The organism is Enterobacter sp. WCHEn045836 (genome assembly GCF_003965585.1).
Lineage (GTDB): Bacteria > Pseudomonadota > Gammaproteobacteria > Enterobacterales > Enterobacteriaceae > Enterobacter > Enterobacter dissolvens.
Genome location: NZ_RXPT01000010.1, coordinates 1 through 14504, shown reverse-complemented (window position 1 = coordinate 14504; position 14504 = coordinate 1). Strand labels below are relative to the sequence as shown.

The 14504-nt window shown below is 53.8% G+C and carries 19 protein-coding genes; 8 read left to right on the top strand and 11 right to left on the bottom strand.

The features are described from left to right. Positions 1 to 50: 50 nt before the first annotated feature. From yoaJ to EKN38_RS14305, 3 genes are read right to left on the bottom strand one after another with little or no spacing between them, the layout of a single operon-like run. The gene (yoaJ, locus tag EKN38_RS26240; RefSeq protein WP_071841870.1) at positions 51 to 125 is read right to left on the bottom strand and encodes a protein YoaJ; all 75 of its coding nucleotides are present in this window, start codon (positions 123 to 125) and stop codon (positions 51 to 53) included. Beyond that, positions 126 to 224, bottom strand: coding sequence for a YoaK family small membrane protein (locus EKN38_RS14310; RefSeq protein WP_014883431.1), 99 nt, complete (start codon positions 222 to 224; stop codon positions 126 to 128). 45 nt (positions 225 to 269) lie between these two features. Beyond that, positions 270 to 1298, bottom strand: coding sequence for a sensor domain-containing diguanylate cyclase (locus tag EKN38_RS14305; RefSeq protein ID WP_050859647.1), 1029 nt, complete (start codon positions 1296 to 1298; stop codon positions 270 to 272). A 307-nt stretch (positions 1299 to 1605) separates the two neighbouring features. On the opposite strand from EKN38_RS14305, the gene EKN38_RS14300 reads away from it, so the two are divergent. Then, positions 1606 to 1860 (top strand): DUF333 domain-containing protein, encoded by a 255-nt coding sequence (locus EKN38_RS14300; protein WP_014831494.1) that lies wholly within the window; start codon positions 1606 to 1608, stop codon positions 1858 to 1860. 80 nt (positions 1861 to 1940) lie between these two features. Beyond that, positions 1941 to 2246, top strand: coding sequence for a hypothetical protein (locus EKN38_RS14295; protein WP_014831495.1), 306 nt, complete (start codon positions 1941 to 1943; stop codon positions 2244 to 2246). Here EKN38_RS14295 and EKN38_RS14290 read toward each other — a convergent pair whose 3' ends face one another. Next, positions 2247 to 2591, bottom strand: coding sequence for a DUF488 domain-containing protein (locus EKN38_RS14290; protein ID WP_014831496.1), 345 nt, complete (start codon positions 2589 to 2591; stop codon positions 2247 to 2249). Between the two features lie 101 nt (positions 2592 to 2692). Here EKN38_RS14290 and EKN38_RS14285 point away from each other — a divergent pair, with 101 nt between their 5' ends. After that, on the top strand, positions 2693 to 3400 hold the full coding sequence (locus tag EKN38_RS14285) for a CTP synthase (RefSeq protein ID WP_014831497.1): 708 nt from the start codon (positions 2693 to 2695) through the stop codon (positions 3398 to 3400). A 33-nt stretch (positions 3401 to 3433) separates the two neighbouring features. Here the strand turns inward: EKN38_RS14285 and EKN38_RS14280 are convergent, their stop codons facing one another. Next, complete coding sequence (locus EKN38_RS14280; RefSeq protein ID WP_126522266.1) at positions 3434 to 4609, bottom strand: CynX/NimT family MFS transporter; 1176 nt, start codon at positions 4607 to 4609, stop codon at positions 3434 to 3436. A 99-nt stretch (positions 4610 to 4708) separates the two neighbouring features. On the opposite strand from EKN38_RS14280, the gene EKN38_RS14275 reads away from it, so the two are divergent. Next, on the top strand, positions 4709 to 5500 hold the full coding sequence (locus EKN38_RS14275; RefSeq protein WP_014831499.1) for an AraC family transcriptional regulator: 792 nt from the start codon (positions 4709 to 4711) through the stop codon (positions 5498 to 5500). On the opposite strand, the gene EKN38_RS14270 is transcribed toward EKN38_RS14275, so the two are convergent. Continuing rightward, the gene (locus EKN38_RS14270) at positions 5484 to 5930 is read right to left on the bottom strand and encodes a DUF441 domain-containing protein (protein WP_008500737.1); all 447 of its coding nucleotides are present in this window, start codon (positions 5928 to 5930) and stop codon (positions 5484 to 5486) included. The genes EKN38_RS14275 and EKN38_RS14270 overlap by 17 nt on opposite strands. A 147-nt stretch (positions 5931 to 6077) precedes the next feature. Between EKN38_RS14270 and yoaI the strand changes: the two genes are divergently transcribed. Next, positions 6078 to 6182 carry a small membrane protein YoaI gene (gene yoaI, locus EKN38_RS26035; RefSeq protein ID WP_014831500.1) on the top strand — a complete coding sequence of 35 codons (105 nt, stop codon included), beginning with the start codon at positions 6078 to 6080 and terminating at the stop codon, positions 6180 to 6182. Positions 6183 to 6203: 21 nt separating this feature from the next. On the opposite strand, the gene EKN38_RS14265 is transcribed toward yoaI, so the two are convergent. From EKN38_RS14265 to yeaG, 3 genes are all read right to left on the bottom strand, one after another. Beyond that, positions 6204 to 6704, bottom strand: a complete 501-nt coding sequence (locus tag EKN38_RS14265) for a YbaK/prolyl-tRNA synthetase associated domain-containing protein (RefSeq protein WP_014831501.1) — start codon at positions 6702 to 6704, stop codon at positions 6204 to 6206. Between the two features lie 114 nt (positions 6705 to 6818). After that, the gene (locus tag EKN38_RS14260) at positions 6819 to 8102 is read right to left on the bottom strand and encodes a YeaH/YhbH family protein (RefSeq protein ID WP_014831502.1); all 1284 of its coding nucleotides are present in this window, start codon (positions 8100 to 8102) and stop codon (positions 6819 to 6821) included. Positions 8103 to 8176: 74 nt separating this feature from the next. Then, the gene (gene yeaG, locus EKN38_RS14255) at positions 8177 to 10111 is read right to left on the bottom strand and encodes a protein kinase YeaG (protein ID WP_014831503.1); all 1935 of its coding nucleotides are present in this window, start codon (positions 10109 to 10111) and stop codon (positions 8177 to 8179) included. 431 nt (positions 10112 to 10542) lie between these two features. Between yeaG and EKN38_RS14250 the strand changes: the two genes are divergently transcribed. Continuing rightward, positions 10543 to 11289, top strand: a complete 747-nt coding sequence (locus EKN38_RS14250) for a MipA/OmpV family protein (protein ID WP_126522264.1) — start codon at positions 10543 to 10545, stop codon at positions 11287 to 11289. Between the two features lie 99 nt (positions 11290 to 11388). Here the strand turns inward: EKN38_RS14250 and EKN38_RS14245 are convergent, their stop codons facing one another. Both EKN38_RS14245 and gapA read right to left on the bottom strand, forming a co-directional pair. Further along, positions 11389 to 12273, bottom strand: a complete 885-nt coding sequence (locus EKN38_RS14245; protein ID WP_014831505.1) for a D-hexose-6-phosphate mutarotase — start codon at positions 12271 to 12273, stop codon at positions 11389 to 11391. A gap of 74 nt (positions 12274 to 12347) precedes the next feature. Beyond that, positions 12348 to 13343 carry a glyceraldehyde-3-phosphate dehydrogenase gene (gene gapA, locus EKN38_RS14240; RefSeq protein WP_014831506.1) on the bottom strand — a complete coding sequence of 332 codons (996 nt, stop codon included), beginning with the start codon at positions 13341 to 13343 and terminating at the stop codon, positions 12348 to 12350. A gap of 341 nt (positions 13344 to 13684) precedes the next feature. Between gapA and msrB the strand changes: the two genes are divergently transcribed. Together msrB and EKN38_RS14230 are read left to right on the top strand one after the other, a co-directional pair. Beyond that, positions 13685 to 14098 (top strand): peptide-methionine (R)-S-oxide reductase MsrB, encoded by a 414-nt coding sequence (gene msrB / locus EKN38_RS14235; protein WP_013097052.1) that lies wholly within the window; start codon positions 13685 to 13687, stop codon positions 14096 to 14098. A 41-nt stretch (positions 14099 to 14139) separates the two neighbouring features. Next, entirely contained in the window at positions 14140 to 14418 is a 279-nt protein-coding gene (locus EKN38_RS14230) for a YeaC family protein (protein ID WP_014831507.1), read from the top strand. Positions 14419 to 14504 lie beyond the last annotated feature (86 nt).

Genomic DNA, 14504 nt, shown 5'->3' with positions numbered 1-14504 from the left:
GATAAGCGTTAAAAAAGGCTGCCAGATGGCGGCCTTTTTACGTTGCGGTGTTACCACCAGCCAAATTGCGTTCCAGCGACAGCAACGATGGCGACAATCAGCATAATGAGTGTTGTTTTTCTCATTTATGCCCCTGGCGCCGCGTAACCACCGACAAAAAACCATGCTAAAAAAACCACCGCCGTTATAAAAATAACGACCGGGAAGAGGATCCCTATTCTCATGCCATCACCTGTTTTGGTTTTCAGAATGCCGTAGAGTGTACGGGGTTAATCCAGATCGAGAAAGCGGGTTTTGCTTTTTCCCTTTTTATCCTGATACATCGCGACATCCGCGGCGCGTAACGCGCTGTCCTCATCCGTCCCGGCAGGATCGACGTCGATAATTCCCAGACTTGCACCGGGGTAAACAATGTTCACACTGTCCAGCCCGTAGTAGCCGGCGATGCGGGCCCGAAGGCGCGTTTTAAGCTGGTTAATCTGGGTGTGATCAGCCTGATTTTCTGTCTGACTCAGGCAGGCTACCAAAAACTCATCGCCGCCCAGCCGGCCGATAATTTCGTCATCGGTTTTTTCTTCTGACAGGCGCTTGCCCACTTCAATCAGGAATTGATCGCCTGTTTCATGCCCGTACCGGTCGTTAATCAGTTTAAAATCATCCAGATCGATAAAGGCGATAATCACGTTGCGCTTAAGGTGGCGGCCCAGGGAAAACAGGGTGTTGAGATCTTTAAAGATGGCGCGGCGGTTGGGTAAACCGGTGAGGGCATCGGTGTAGGAATAGGCGATGAGTGCCGCATTCGCTTCACGAAGCTGGGAAACCAGCGACTCTTTCTGAATGGACTGGGCAATCAATCCGGCAAACAGTTTCAGAACCTGTTCACCGCGTTCGCTAAGCTGCTTCTTTTGCGTGCTGGTTGCGCAGAGCGTACCGTAAAGGGAACCATCAGCAAGCTGCACTGGTACGCTCACGTAAGTGGTAATGCCGAGTGCTTTCGCGGCGTCGCAATCTGCCCAGCGCTCGGGCACCGCGTTACTGAAAAGCGTGTCACTGTCCAGCGCACGTTTGCACAGCGTGTCGCCCCAGGGAACGCTCAGTCCCTCCGGGATCTGCATCTGCTTACTGTTCCGGGCATATAAAATATGCTGCAGGCGCGCATTGAGATCGACCTTCGTCAGGTAGGTCGACTCCATTTCGGTCACCAGTTCCAGCATCTCCAGCAGCTGTCGAACGAGACTTTCAAGGGTTTGCTCAGTGGAGAGAGTTTCAGAAACTCGGGCAAGGATAATATCCGACATGACGTAGGTAGACTCCCATACAGAAGACGTCTGCATCTGCATGTTATGCTGAAAATTTCGGCTTCAGCCATAGTAAAACATGAATGGTAAAAATTTTACATATTCAGCGGAGACAGGCAGCGGGAAAAAAAGCCCCGTTGTTGAGAACGGGGCAAAGACATCTTGATTACGGAATGATGTTCTCTGGTCATATCGAGAACACGCCTCACTATAGTGTTGAAAAGTGCAGTTAAAATGGAGAAATCATGGAGAAAGCGGCGGCGACCCGTTACCCTTTAGATCTGATGATGTGAAAAGGATCAACACGATGAGATTTCTGCTTTTGGCCCTGGCGTTACCACTGGCCGCCTGCACCACACAAACGCCTCCACCGGATGCCCCGCAACCGCCGCACATTGCTGGAATGGCTAACCCAGCCTCGGTCTATTGTCTGGAAAAAGGCGGAGAGCAGATCCCAATCCAGAGCCCGCAGGGCGTGCGCACCGAGTGCAAATTACCCGGTGGCGAAGTGATTGACGAATGGGAGCTCTATCGTCGCGATCACCCGCAACCCGCCAGGTGACAGCGGCGCAGTTATTGCGATACACTTCTCTTTAGGATTATTCTTAGCCAGTTTCTGGCCATCTTTATCGTGAGAGAAGTATGTTTCAGCTTAAACCGGGCAGCATGGCGTTGATCATTGGTGCCCGCACGGCCTCTGGCCGTCGCAATGTGGGTAAATCAGTCGAGTTGTTTGGCCTTTGCCAGCCCGGCCAGCGTTTTGTTAACCCGGTCAATGGCGTAATGACGCAGCTGCCTGCTACAGCGGATCGCGCGCTCTGGCTGGTGACGGGCGATGTCTACGCCTTCGATAATCAGCACGGTTTTGCATTTGTGCGCGCTGAACATTTACTGCCGCTCACTCCGGATGAGGCGCCTCACATTGTGGATGAGTTAACGATCGACTAATTACAGATGGCGCAGCCAGTCTGCCAGGACCTTAGCGTGATTCTGTTCGGTATTTTTTGCGCCGTAGAGAAGGGTTAAGGTCTGCTGTTTTGCCAGCGTCGCCAGACGCAATCCCTCGTCTTTATGTTGTGCCAGCTCTTCCCGATACGCCTGGCTGAAGGTGGTGAAATCAATGGTTTCGCTATGGAAAGCCTTGCGCAATCCGTCTGAAGGCGTAAGCGCTTTGCACCATTCATCGTGCACGAGGTCTGCTTTTTTCACCCCCCGCGGCCACAGCCTGTCCACCAGCACCCGATAACCATCCTCGGGGGCAGCCTGTTCATAGACGCGCTTGCATTGAATCATCATTTCACCCTCCCAATTTAAGGTATTGTGATTATTGCAGAAGATCGGTAGTCTGAGGTTCCTTATGTTATCTGATAATACTCTGGCATAAGGAACCTTTCATGGAACACCTCCCGGTTAAAACGACGCTGCGCATTGCGCTGGTTGGCGATTACAATCCCGATGTGATTGCGCACCAGGCGATCCCGCTGGCCATTGATGATGCTGCTGCAGTGCTGGATCTCACCGCTGATTATGACTGGCTTGCGACGACGGAGCTGACCAGTCCTGAAGATCTGGTGGGTTACGATGCCATCTGGCTGGTTCCTGCAAGCCCCTACAAAAATACCGAAGCCGCTTTTATCGCCGCACGCTATGCGCGTGAAAACAGCATTCCGTTCCTCGGCACCTGCGGTGGTTTCCAGCATGCGCTAATTGAGTACGCACGTAACGTGCTCGGCTGGAGCGATGCGGCGCACGCCGAAACGGACACCGAAGGCTCGATGGTGATTGCGCCGCTGACCTGCTCTCTGGTGGAAAAAACCGATGCGATTGAGCTGCGTAACAACACGCTGATTGCGAAAGCCTACGGCAAGCCGGAAATTGAAGAGGGATATCACTGCAACTACGGCGTATCGCCGGAATTTGCGCAGGAGCTGGAGAGCGGTGATATGCGCGTGACGGGCTGGGACGAGCAGGGGGAAATCCGTGCCGCAGAGCTGGTCACCCATCCGTTCTTCGTGATTACGTTATTCCAGCACGAGCGTGCTGCGCTGGCGGGGCGTCCGGTAGTGCTGGTACAGGCGATGCTGCGTGCGGCGCGTGGGTAAGAAAACGGCAGACCGTCAGGTCTGCCTCTGTTTTTAACGGGGCGTGATCTCCCGGTCGCGCCCGGCAAGCATGCCGCAGATGGCCATTACCACCGAGGCCAGCGCGCAGGCCAGAAGCGGGATCTGCCAGTCACCGGCGGTATCGTGAACTTTCCCCATCAGCGGGGGCCCGCAGGCTGCCAGCAGATAACCAATTGACTGCGCCATACCGGACAGCGCCGCCGCCTGATGGGCAGAGCTGGCGCGCAGGCCGATGAACGTCAGACCGAGGATCATCGTTGCTCCGGTGCCAAAGCCAAACACCAGCGTCCACACGACCGCCCAATCCGGCGCAAACCAGAAACCTGCCGCACTGACTGCACACATCAGCGCTACTGCGCCGGCAATCCCGCGCTGATCGTTCAGACGATGCAGGATCAGCGGCACGGCAAGGCCCGGAATGGCAGTCGCCAGCTGTAACAGCCCGTGCATGGAGCCTGCCTGCGTTTCGCTGTAGCCGTGGCTGAGTAATATCGCGGGCAACCAGCCGATGATGACGTAGTAAATCAGCGAGTTGATGCCGAGAAAGAGCGTTACCTGCCAGGCGAGGGCAGAGCGCCAGATGGCGCGGTTGTGTAGCGCCCCGGCGCCGGTCACCGTGGCGACCTGTTTCTGCCGCCACTGCGGTAGCCAGAGCAGCAGCGCCAGCAGGGGAAAGATCATCAGCATCAGCAGTGCGCCCTGCCAGCCTGCCGCGCCCTGAGCAAGCGGTACAATCAGCGCCGAACCGCACGCCGCCGAAACCCCCATCGTCAGGGAATAGGCTCCGGTAAGTCGGGCAACCTGGCCGGGGAAATCACGTTTGATTAATCCAGGTAACAGCACATTCCCGAGCGCGATACCACAGCCGATCACCGCCGTGCCGGTAAACAGCAGGGCTGCGGAGGGCAGGGAGCGCACGACAATGCCGGCGCATATCAGCAGCAGGGCAATAAACAGGCTGCGCTCCATGCCGATACGCCGCGCCACGCCCGCGGCGAGCGGCGAGATAAGGGCAAACGCTAACAGCGGCAGGGTAGTTAATAGACCGGTCTGCGCGGTGGTTAATCCATATTCAAGGCGAATAGTGTCGAGCAGCGGCGCTGCTCCGGTAAAGGTGACGCGAAGCGTCGTGGCAATCATCAGGATGCCTGCGATCAGCAGCGCGCCGTTGCGAGTAGCAGTAGTCATTGTGTTCTCATACGTTCAGGCGAGCGCACACAATACCGATTTTCGTCGCGGTTGAAATCAGGCTAAAATGACAGTTTATCGCTAATATCGGACAACCTGATGAACGGTCTGGGACTGGACGGCTACGATCCCGATAGCCAATTCGATGCGGCGGTCGCCTTTCGCATCCGCGTGGTGGCGCAGGAACAACATATTCCGCGGCACCAGCACCGCAAAGGGCAGCTGATTCTGGCGCTGGGTGGCGCAATCACCTGTGAGGTAGAAAATGCCATGCTGATGGTACCGCCCCAGTATGCCGTGTGGATCCCTGGGCAGATGCCCCACAGCAACAAAGCGACGCCAGGTGCCCAGCTCTGTTTTTTGTTTATTGAACCTGGCGCCGTCAGTCTGCCAGACCGGTGCTGTACGCTGAAAATATCGCCGCTGGTGCGGGAGCTGATTCTGTCGCTGGCGGGGAAAACACGTGAGCAACTGCCGCTTGCCACCACCTTGCGTCTGATGGATGTGCTGTTTGATGAACTGCCGCTCCAGCGTCAGGAGCATTTACAGCTGCCCGTTTCCCCTCATCCAAAAATTCGGTTGATGAGCGAAAAGATGGCGGAAGAGCCCGCCGCGTGGCAGACGCTGGCGCAATGGGCGCGCCACTTTGCCATGAGCGAGCGCAACCTGGCACGGCTGGTGGTCAAAGAGACGGGCTTAAGCTTTCGCCGCTGGCGTCATCAGCTGCAGTTGATTGTGGCGTTGCAGCTGCTGATTGGCGGGAAGTCAGTTCAGCAGGTGGCGCAGTCACTCGGTTATGACTCCACCACTGCCTTTATTACGATGTTTAAAAAGGGGCTGGGGCAAACGCCCGCACGCTATATTGCCAGTCTGACTACGACTTCCCAATAAACAGCGAAACCAGCCCGGCGGCAATCAACGGGCCCACCGGAACGCCGCGAAAGAGCGCCACGCCAAGCACCGTACCCACCAGCAGACCAGCCACCAGGGAGGGCTGGCTGCTCATCAACGTGACGCCACGACCACCCAGCCATGACACGAAAATCCCCACCGCGATAGCCACCAGCGATTTCCAGTTCACAAACGAGTGCAGCAGCGTTGAAGCCGGAAGCGTGCCGCTGGCAATAGGGGCCATTACCCCAATGGTCAGAATGATTATCCCGATCGTGAGGCCTTGTTTTTCTATCCACGGGAAAAAAGTGTTTAACGGCGTTACGCGCACAATGATTAACACCAGAATCGAGATGGCGACGGTGGTGTTGTGGCTGATAAAGCCGAGTGCAGCGAGTGCCAGAAGAATGAGCAGAGTAGGATCAAACATGAGGAGTCCTTGCCAGAATAGTAAGCCTGCTTACTTTACGCGGAAAAACGGCTGACGACAGTGTTTTAAAAAAAATACGTGTCACTGTCATATCCGTGTCATTTGCAGGGGATAAAACGGCATCAGGCATCGCAAAGGGTTGCTAAGATGAACGATCACATGTTTGTTGAAACGCTGATTATCTCCTCATCGTTTTTCGCTATTGCCGTTATTCTGATCGCGTCGATTCTGTTTCTGGAAAAGAGAGGCTGACAGAGGCGTCAGCCATCACGCTCATGCCTTACGGAACGCCACCAGTTCAGGACGGGCAATGCGCAGGTAATCCTGGGTATCCATAATCACGGATTTTTCCAGCAGACCGGCGTTGAAGGCGATTTCGTCAAAACGCTCGAAGAGGAGCGGGTCGGCGACCAGGGTCAGATCGGGATGGAAGCTGAACGGCGGGATAGCGCCAAACACGCAGGCCGTCAGGTTATCGACTTCGGCCGGGCTGGCGAGAGAGGCTTTTAATCCGCCGAAATGGCTGGCAAGCTGGCTCAGGTCGGCCTGCTGGTCAGCGGCCAGGATCGCCAGAACGTGTTTTTTTACACCGTTTCCCTTCACTTTGCAGACCAGCGCTTTTGCGCCTTGCCCGAGATCGGTTCCACGGATTTCGCTCACCGCTTCACATTTCCCCACGGCCTCGTGCTCCATCACACGAAACCGCGCACCTTGCTGGGTTAACAGCGTAATGAGTTGCTGGTGGGTAGCCGTACCCTTAACATCATCAGACATAGTGAGTGTACCTGTTATCTGCCAATACGCAGTGTCCAACAGTAGCACAGATCCTTTCGCGAAGGGGATGAACGAAGGGGGAAGAAAACAGCCAGCGTGTCGCTGGCTGTGGGGTCAGGCGTTGCTGGTGGCCGATTGCTTGTGGAAAAGTTCCCGGAACACCGGATAGATATCATCCTGGTCACGGATGTGCTGCATGGCGAAGTTATCGAACATCGATTGCAGATGTTCATATTCACGCCACAGCGTCTGGTGGGCACGACGCGTGATTTCGATATAGCTGTAGTAGCGCACCACCGGCAGAATTTTTTTCGCCAGAATGTCGTGACACAACGGCGAGTCATCCGCCCAGTTATCACCATCGGACGCCTGCGCAGCATAGATGTTCCACTGCGCCGGATCGTAACGCTCTTTCACTACCTCATCCATTAGCTTCAGGGCGCTAGACACGATGGTGCCACCGGTCTCCTGCGAGTAGAAGAACTCATGTTCATCCACCTCTTTCGCCTGGGTGTGGTGGCGAATGTAGACCACTTCCACGTTTTTGTATGTTCTGCTCAGGAATAGATAGAGCAGAATGTAAAAACGCTTCGCCATATCCTTAGTGGCCTGGTCCATTGAACCGGAGACGTCCATCAGACAGAACATGACAGCCTGGCTCGAAGGCTCCGGCCGTTTTTCGTAGTTTTTATAGCGCAGGTCGAAGGTATCGATAAACGGTACCCGCTCGATCTTCGCCCTCAGCTCAGCAATCTCTTTACGCAGGCGCTCCTCTTCCAGCAGTTGCGCCGGTTCGGTATTTTCCACGACCTTCAGGCAGCTCTCCAGCTCGCGCAGTTCACGCCGTTTACCTGCCGTCATGGCCGTGCGCCGCGCCAGCGAGTTTTGCAGCGAACGTACGACGCTGATATTGGCCGGTACGCCGTTCGCGGTATAGCCGGCGCGATGGGTTTTGTATTCGTTAAGCTGACGGTGCTGATTCTTTTTCAGATTAGGCAGCGCCAAATCTTCAAAGAGCAGGTCGAGATACTCATCTTTCGAGATCTGGAAGACGAACTCATCCTGACCTTCACCGTCCTGACTGGCCTGTCCCTGACCGCTTCCTGAACCGCCGCCACCCCCTTGTGGACGCTCGATTCTGTCGTTCTGAACGAAGTGGTCATTACCTGGGTGGACGCGATGGCGCAGCCCGCCACGCCCCTGATGAAACATCGGTTCGCTGATGTCATCGGTGGGGATGGAGACAGACTCGCCGCTGTCGACGTCGGTCACCGAGCGTTTGTTGATGGCCTCGGAGATCGACTGTTTAATTTGCGCTTTATAACGGCGCAAGAAGCGCTGGCGGTTCACCGTGCTCTTGTTTTTGCCGTTCAGACGCCGGTCAATAAACCAGGTCATATGCCCCCCGTACTGCATTTGCCAACTTGCATTTTGTTGGCCCGGTGAACGTTAAGCGACACCGGGCACTTGTTTTAAGACGATTTCCGTACGCGCAGATACCATTCGCACAGCAAACGAACCTGTTTGCGGGTATAGCCTTTTTCCATCATACGGTCGACAAAATCGTCGTGTTTCTTCTGCTCGTCAGTTGAGGTTTTGGTGTTAAACGAAATCACCGGTAACAGCTCTTCGGTATTGGAGAACATTTTCTTCTCGATGACCGTGCGCAGTTTCTCGTAGCTGGTCCAGTTCGGATTACGACCGTTGTTATGCGCTCTCGCACGCAGTACAAAGTTCACAATCTCATTACGGAAGTCTTTCGGGTTGCTGATCCCGGCAGGCTTCTCAATTTTTTCCAGCTCCGCATTCAGGGATTCCCGGTCAAACAGCTGCCCGGTATCCGGGTCGCGGTACTCCTGATCCTGGATCCAGAAGTCAGCGTAGGTGACGTAACGGTCAAAGATGTTCTGGCCGTATTCTGAATAGGATTCCAGGTAGGCCGTCTGGATCTCTTTGCCAATGAACTCGGCATATTTCGGGATCAGATAACCTTTCAGGAACTCAAGATAACGTTCAGCCTGCTCCTGCGGGAACTGCTCGCGTTCGATCTGCTGCTCCAGCACGTAGAACAGATGAACCGGGTTGGCTGCCACTTCCGCATGGTCGAAGTTAAACACGCGGGAGAGGATCTTAAATGCGAAACGCGTGGACAGACCGTTCATGCCCTCGTCGACACCCGCGTAGTCACGGTACTCCTGATACGACTTCGCTTTCGGGTCGGTATCTTTGAGGCTCTCACCGTCATACACTCGCATTTTCGAGTAGATGCTGGAGTTTTCCGGCTCTTTCAGACGTGACAGGATGGAGAAGCGCGACAGCGTTTCCAGAGTGCCCGGCGCGCATGGCGCATGCACCAGCTCACTGTGGTTAAGCAGTTTTTCGTAAATTTTGATCTCTTCGGAGATCCGCAGGCAATAAGGCACTTTGACGATGTACACACGGTCAAGGAACGCCTCATTGTTTTTATTATTACGGAAGGAGACCCACTCGGATTCGTTTGAGTGCGCCAGGATGATGCCGTTGAACGGCAGGGCAGAGATACCTTCCGTCCCGTTGTAGTTCCCTTCCTGGGTGGCTGTCAGCAGCGGATGCAGCACTTTAATAGGTGCTTTAAACATCTCGACGAACTCCATAATCCCCTGGTTTGCCCGGCACAGTGCACCAGAGTAGCCGTAGGCATCCGGGTCATTCTGGGCGTAGTTTTCCAGCTTACGGATATCGACTTTACCGACCAGTGCCGAAATGTCCTGGTTGTTCTCATCACCCGGTTCCGTTTTGGCAATAGCGATCTGTTCCAGTATGGATGGCCACACTTTCACAACACGGAATTTGGTAATGTCACCGCCAAACTCATGCAGGCGTTTCGCCGCCCATGGCGACATGATGGTGCCGAGATAACGACGCGGAATGCCATACTCTTTATCCAGAATTTGTGCATCTTCCTGCGGGTTAAACAGGCACAGCGGATGGTCGTTCACCGGGCTGCGTTCACCGTTGGCACTCAGTACATAGATAGGCACACGCTGCATCAGCGATTTCAGCCGTTCAGCCAGTGACGATTTACCGCCACCCACCGGGCCGAGTAAATAGAGGATCTGTTTCTTCTCTTCCAGACCCTGAGCAGCATGTTTCAGGTAGGAGACGATTTGCTCGATGGCATCTTCCATGCCATAGAACTCTTCAAACGCCGGGTATCGGGCGACCACCCGATTCGAAAAGAGACGGGAAAGCCGTGGTTCCTGGGCAGTATCAACCATGTTTGGCTCACCAATAGCCATCAATAGCCGTTCTGCCGCGTTGGCATAGGCACTGCGATCTTGCCGACAGATGGTAAGAAACTCCTGCAGTGTGAACTCTTCGTCCTTGGCAGCTTCATAGCGCTGGCGATAGTGATCGAATATATTCATGGCATGCCGTCCTTTCGTTTTTTAGCACAGGATAAGAGCCGTTCGTATGAGTAGTGGAGGCTCCCGGAAGAGAATCTCTCGCACCTCACTGCCAGAGCAGCAACCTGTGTGCCAGGTCAGACGCTAAGTACCGCGGGGCGTTCAGGAAAACTCTTCTTAAATTAAAGCGTAGATGGCATTTGCAAAACTTGCATGCTGATAAAATCTAATTTCAATGACATATCAATAACTCATCCAAAAATTTCCATTGTCGTTATAAGTCATAAGGGCATTTTTCACCCTGTGGTCACATAAATGAAAACGACCTGTCATCTGAAAAATGAAAAATAACGGGTTAATCAAACTGATTAGCAGGCAAAAAATTTGAGGAAGTACGGGTCTGGCGGTTACACTTCACCCGCTGATTATTTGACTACAGGAAAGAATGGATTGTGACCAAACTCAAACTTCTGGCATTGGGCGTACTCGCCGCGACCGCAGTTAGCACCGCACAGGCGGAAAGCCAGTGGACGGTTGGTGCGGGCGTGGGTGTCATTAACAGCCCGTACAAACAGTATGATCGTGATGTTTATCCCGTTCCGGTTGTCACCTATGAAGGCGATAACTTCTGGTTCCGTGGCCTGGGCGGCGGCTACTATCTGTGGAACGATACGGCAGATAAGCTCTCTATTATGGCTTACTACGATCCGACGCACTTCAAACCCGGTGATAGCGACAGCCACGCCCTGCGTCAGCTCGACAAGCGTAAGAGCACCATGATGGCGGGTCTCTCTTATGTGCATAACACCGAGTATGGTTTCCTGCGTACCGCGTTGGCGGGGGATACGCTGGATAACAGCAACGGCTTTATCTGGGATCTGGCCTGGCTCTATCGCTACACCAACGGTGCGTTAACGCTGACGCCAGGTATCGGTGTGCAGTACAACAGTAAGAACTACAACGACTACTACTATGGCGTCTCTAAGAATGAGTCCCGTCGTAGCGGTCTGAAGAGCTACAGCGCCGATGATGGCTGGGATCCGTACCTGGAGCTGACCGCGAGCTACAACTTCCTCGGGGACTGGAACGTATACGGTACTGGCCGTTACGAGCGTCTGAGCGACGAAGTGAAAGATAGCCCGATGGTCGACAAGTCCTGGGCGGGCATTTTCTCTGTCGGTGTGACCTACAAGTTCTGATTGTGCATTAAATCAGTGCATTCTTTGCATTATAACGGGGCGCTTGCGCCCCGTTTGCATTGCTTTGGTGCAGTAAAACACAACACCGTGTCGAAGCCTTTAGCGCTTCACAATGCGAATAGTCTGCCCTAAGCGAGACGGTTTTTCTTCGCTGGCTTTTTGCGGTGTTGTTACACAGGCGGTCTCGACGCAGACAAACGTTTTGTAACCGTCGTCAGGCACGTCCGCCATGCTTACAGAGAGCGCCGGGCCAGGGTTCCAGCCCACCACGTTGCTGTGATGATGGTGAACCACTTCGATGCCACGGTTGAGGGCACTGTCGTGGATCACGTTGCACGCTTCCGGATGCAGGTATACGCGGTCGGTGCGGTCAGGGAAGGTCTGTACGCCGTCGCTGAGTTTCCCTTCTTTGGCGTTGTCCACTTTGTCGATATAGGTATCGCCAAGGCCGCTGACGTTAACGGCGCTGATGTCACCCACGTTGAAATAGGAGTGCAGGGCGGACGTGGTTTCAAACTCGCCGTGTGCTTCCAGCTCAATTTCGCAGGTTTTCCCCAGCTTAAAGCGGGCGTACAGAGTGAATTCGTGTGGCCACAGCGCTCGGGTCTCGTCATTGGCTTGCAGCTCAAAGGTCAGCACGGCACCGTTATCATCTTCGTTATGCGCTTTCAGGGTCCACTGCTGGTTGCGGGCAAAACCATGAGAAGGCAGACCCGGCTGCGCTGACGGGCCAAACCACGGCCAGCAGATCGGCACGCCGCCGCGGATCGCCGCCCCTTTTTTGAAAGAGGTCGCATCGCTCAGCCACAGCACTTCCGTTTCACCTTCCGGTTTCCAGGAGAGCAGGTGAGCGCCGTTCAGCGCAACGGAGGCCTTAACACGCGGGTGGTCAACGACGATAACATCAGCGCCATCAATCTGGCGACGGGAGAGCACAGGGGTAAGTTGTTCGACTACCGGAAGTGCAAAAATTTTATGAGTCATTAAGCAATCCTCTGTCTTAAAACAATAAAAAAGGCGACCGAAGTCGCCTTTTTGGATCAAGCACTCATTCCAGTTTATTTGGAGATGTGAGCGATCAGGTCCAGTACTTTGTTAGAGTAGCCGGTTTCGTTGTCGTACCAGGATACCAGTTTAACGAAGTTGTCGTTCAGTGCGATACCCGCTTTAGCATCGAACACGGAAGTGCATACTTCGCCGTTGAAATCGGTAGATACAACGTCGTCTTCGGTGTAACCCAGAACGCCTTTCATTGCGCCTTCGGAAGCAGCTTTGATTGCTTTCTTAATTTCTTCGTAAGAAGCAGCTTTTTCCAGACGAACGGTCAGGTCAACAACGGATACGTTAGGAGTTGGAACGCGGAACGCCATACCAGTCAGTTTGCCATTCAGTTCTGGCAGTACTTTACCTACAGCTTTAGCAGCACCGGTAGAGGATGGGATGATGTTCTGAGCCGCGCCACGGCCGCCACGCCAGTCTTTGTGAGACGGGCCGTCAACGGTTTTCTGAGTAGCGGTGGTCGCGTGAACGGTAGTCATCAGACCTTCGATGATGCCGAAGTTGTCGTTGATAACTTTAGCCAGCGGTGCCAGGCAGTTGGTGGTGCAGGATGCGTTAGAAACGATATCCTGGCCAGCGTAAGTTTCGAAGTTAGCACCACGAACGAACATTGGGGTGTTGTCTTTAGAAGGACCAGTCAGAACAACTTTTTTTGCACCCGCGGTGATGTGTTTACGCGCAGTTTCGTCGGTCAGGAAGATACCGGTTGCTTCAGCAACAACGTCAACACCGATTTCGTTCCATTTCAGGTTAGCTGGGTCTTTCTCAGCAGTAACGCGGATGGTTTTGCCATTAACAACCAGGTGGCCGTCTTTCACTTCAACGGTGCCGTCGAAACGACCGTGAGTTGAGTCGTACTTCAGCATGTACGCCATGTATTCAGCGTCCAGGAGATCGTTGATACCAACGATTTCGATGTCAGAACGTTTCTGAGCAGCACGGAAAACAATACGGCCGATACGGCCAAAACCGTTGATACCTACTTTGATAGTCATATATTCCACCAGCTATTTGTTAGTGAATAAAAGGTTGCCTGTAAAATTACAAAAACCTTACGCAGCGTCAAGCGGAATCGTGTCAATCATTGCGACAAATCAATCCTGTGACTAACGTTTGTGCGACTGACTCGCCTCACTTTCCCTTTGAGCTAACAACCACATGGGGGCTGCGCCCGGAATTTTAAAGGCCTCGCAGGATAAATATGTGAACATGATCACAATTGCCTGACCGCCTTTTCGCGACACATAAGTTTAGAACAAAAGTGCACGCAAGGGTGTTAATGTTTTGTTAGAATCCGGGTTAAAAGATGTCTGTTTCTACAGCGAGATGTAAGCATATGTCGAACCAACGTAACCCTGACGATTTGAAAAAAAACCTCACAGAAATGCAATTTTACGTGACGCAGAATCACGGCACGGAGCCGCCATTCACCGGGCGTTTGCTGCATAACAAACGCGATGGCGTGTACCATTGCCTGGTCTGTGATGCCCCCCTGTTCAACTCACAAACGAAATACGATTCTGGCTGCGGCTGGCCGAGCTTTTACGAGCCGGTGAGCGATGACGCGATCCGCTACCTGACTGACTCCTCGCACGGGATGGTCCGTACCGAAATTCGCTGCGGCAACTGCGATGCGCACCTGGGGCATGTCTTCCCGGACGGCCCTCAGCCAACGGGCGAGCGTTTCTGCGTAAACTCAGCCTCTCTGAGCTTCAGCGACGATGAAAACGGCGACCAGATCAAAGGTTGAAAAAACGATTCAGCAAATTATTCCTTTGAAAGGGAGAGATAGTGAATATTGATGACATGATTAACGGTATGACGCTCGAGGTTTATCAGCGTCTGGTCACTGCCGTTGAGCTGGGGAAATGGCCTGATGGCGTTGCCTTAACCCCGGAGCAAAAAGAGAACAGCCTGCAGCTGGTGATGCTGTGGCAGGCGCGCAATAACACCGATGCGCAGCACATGACAATCGACACCAACGGCCAGATGGTGATGAAGAGCAAGCGTGAGCTGAAAGAAGAGTTTGGTATCACGCCCAAGCCGATTGCGACAATGAAAATGCAATAACGGTGCGGGTTGATGCCCTTACTCAACCCTCTCCCGGTGGGTTGAGGGATCCCCAGTAATTTTTTTACCGAAAGCGACGAAAGTTG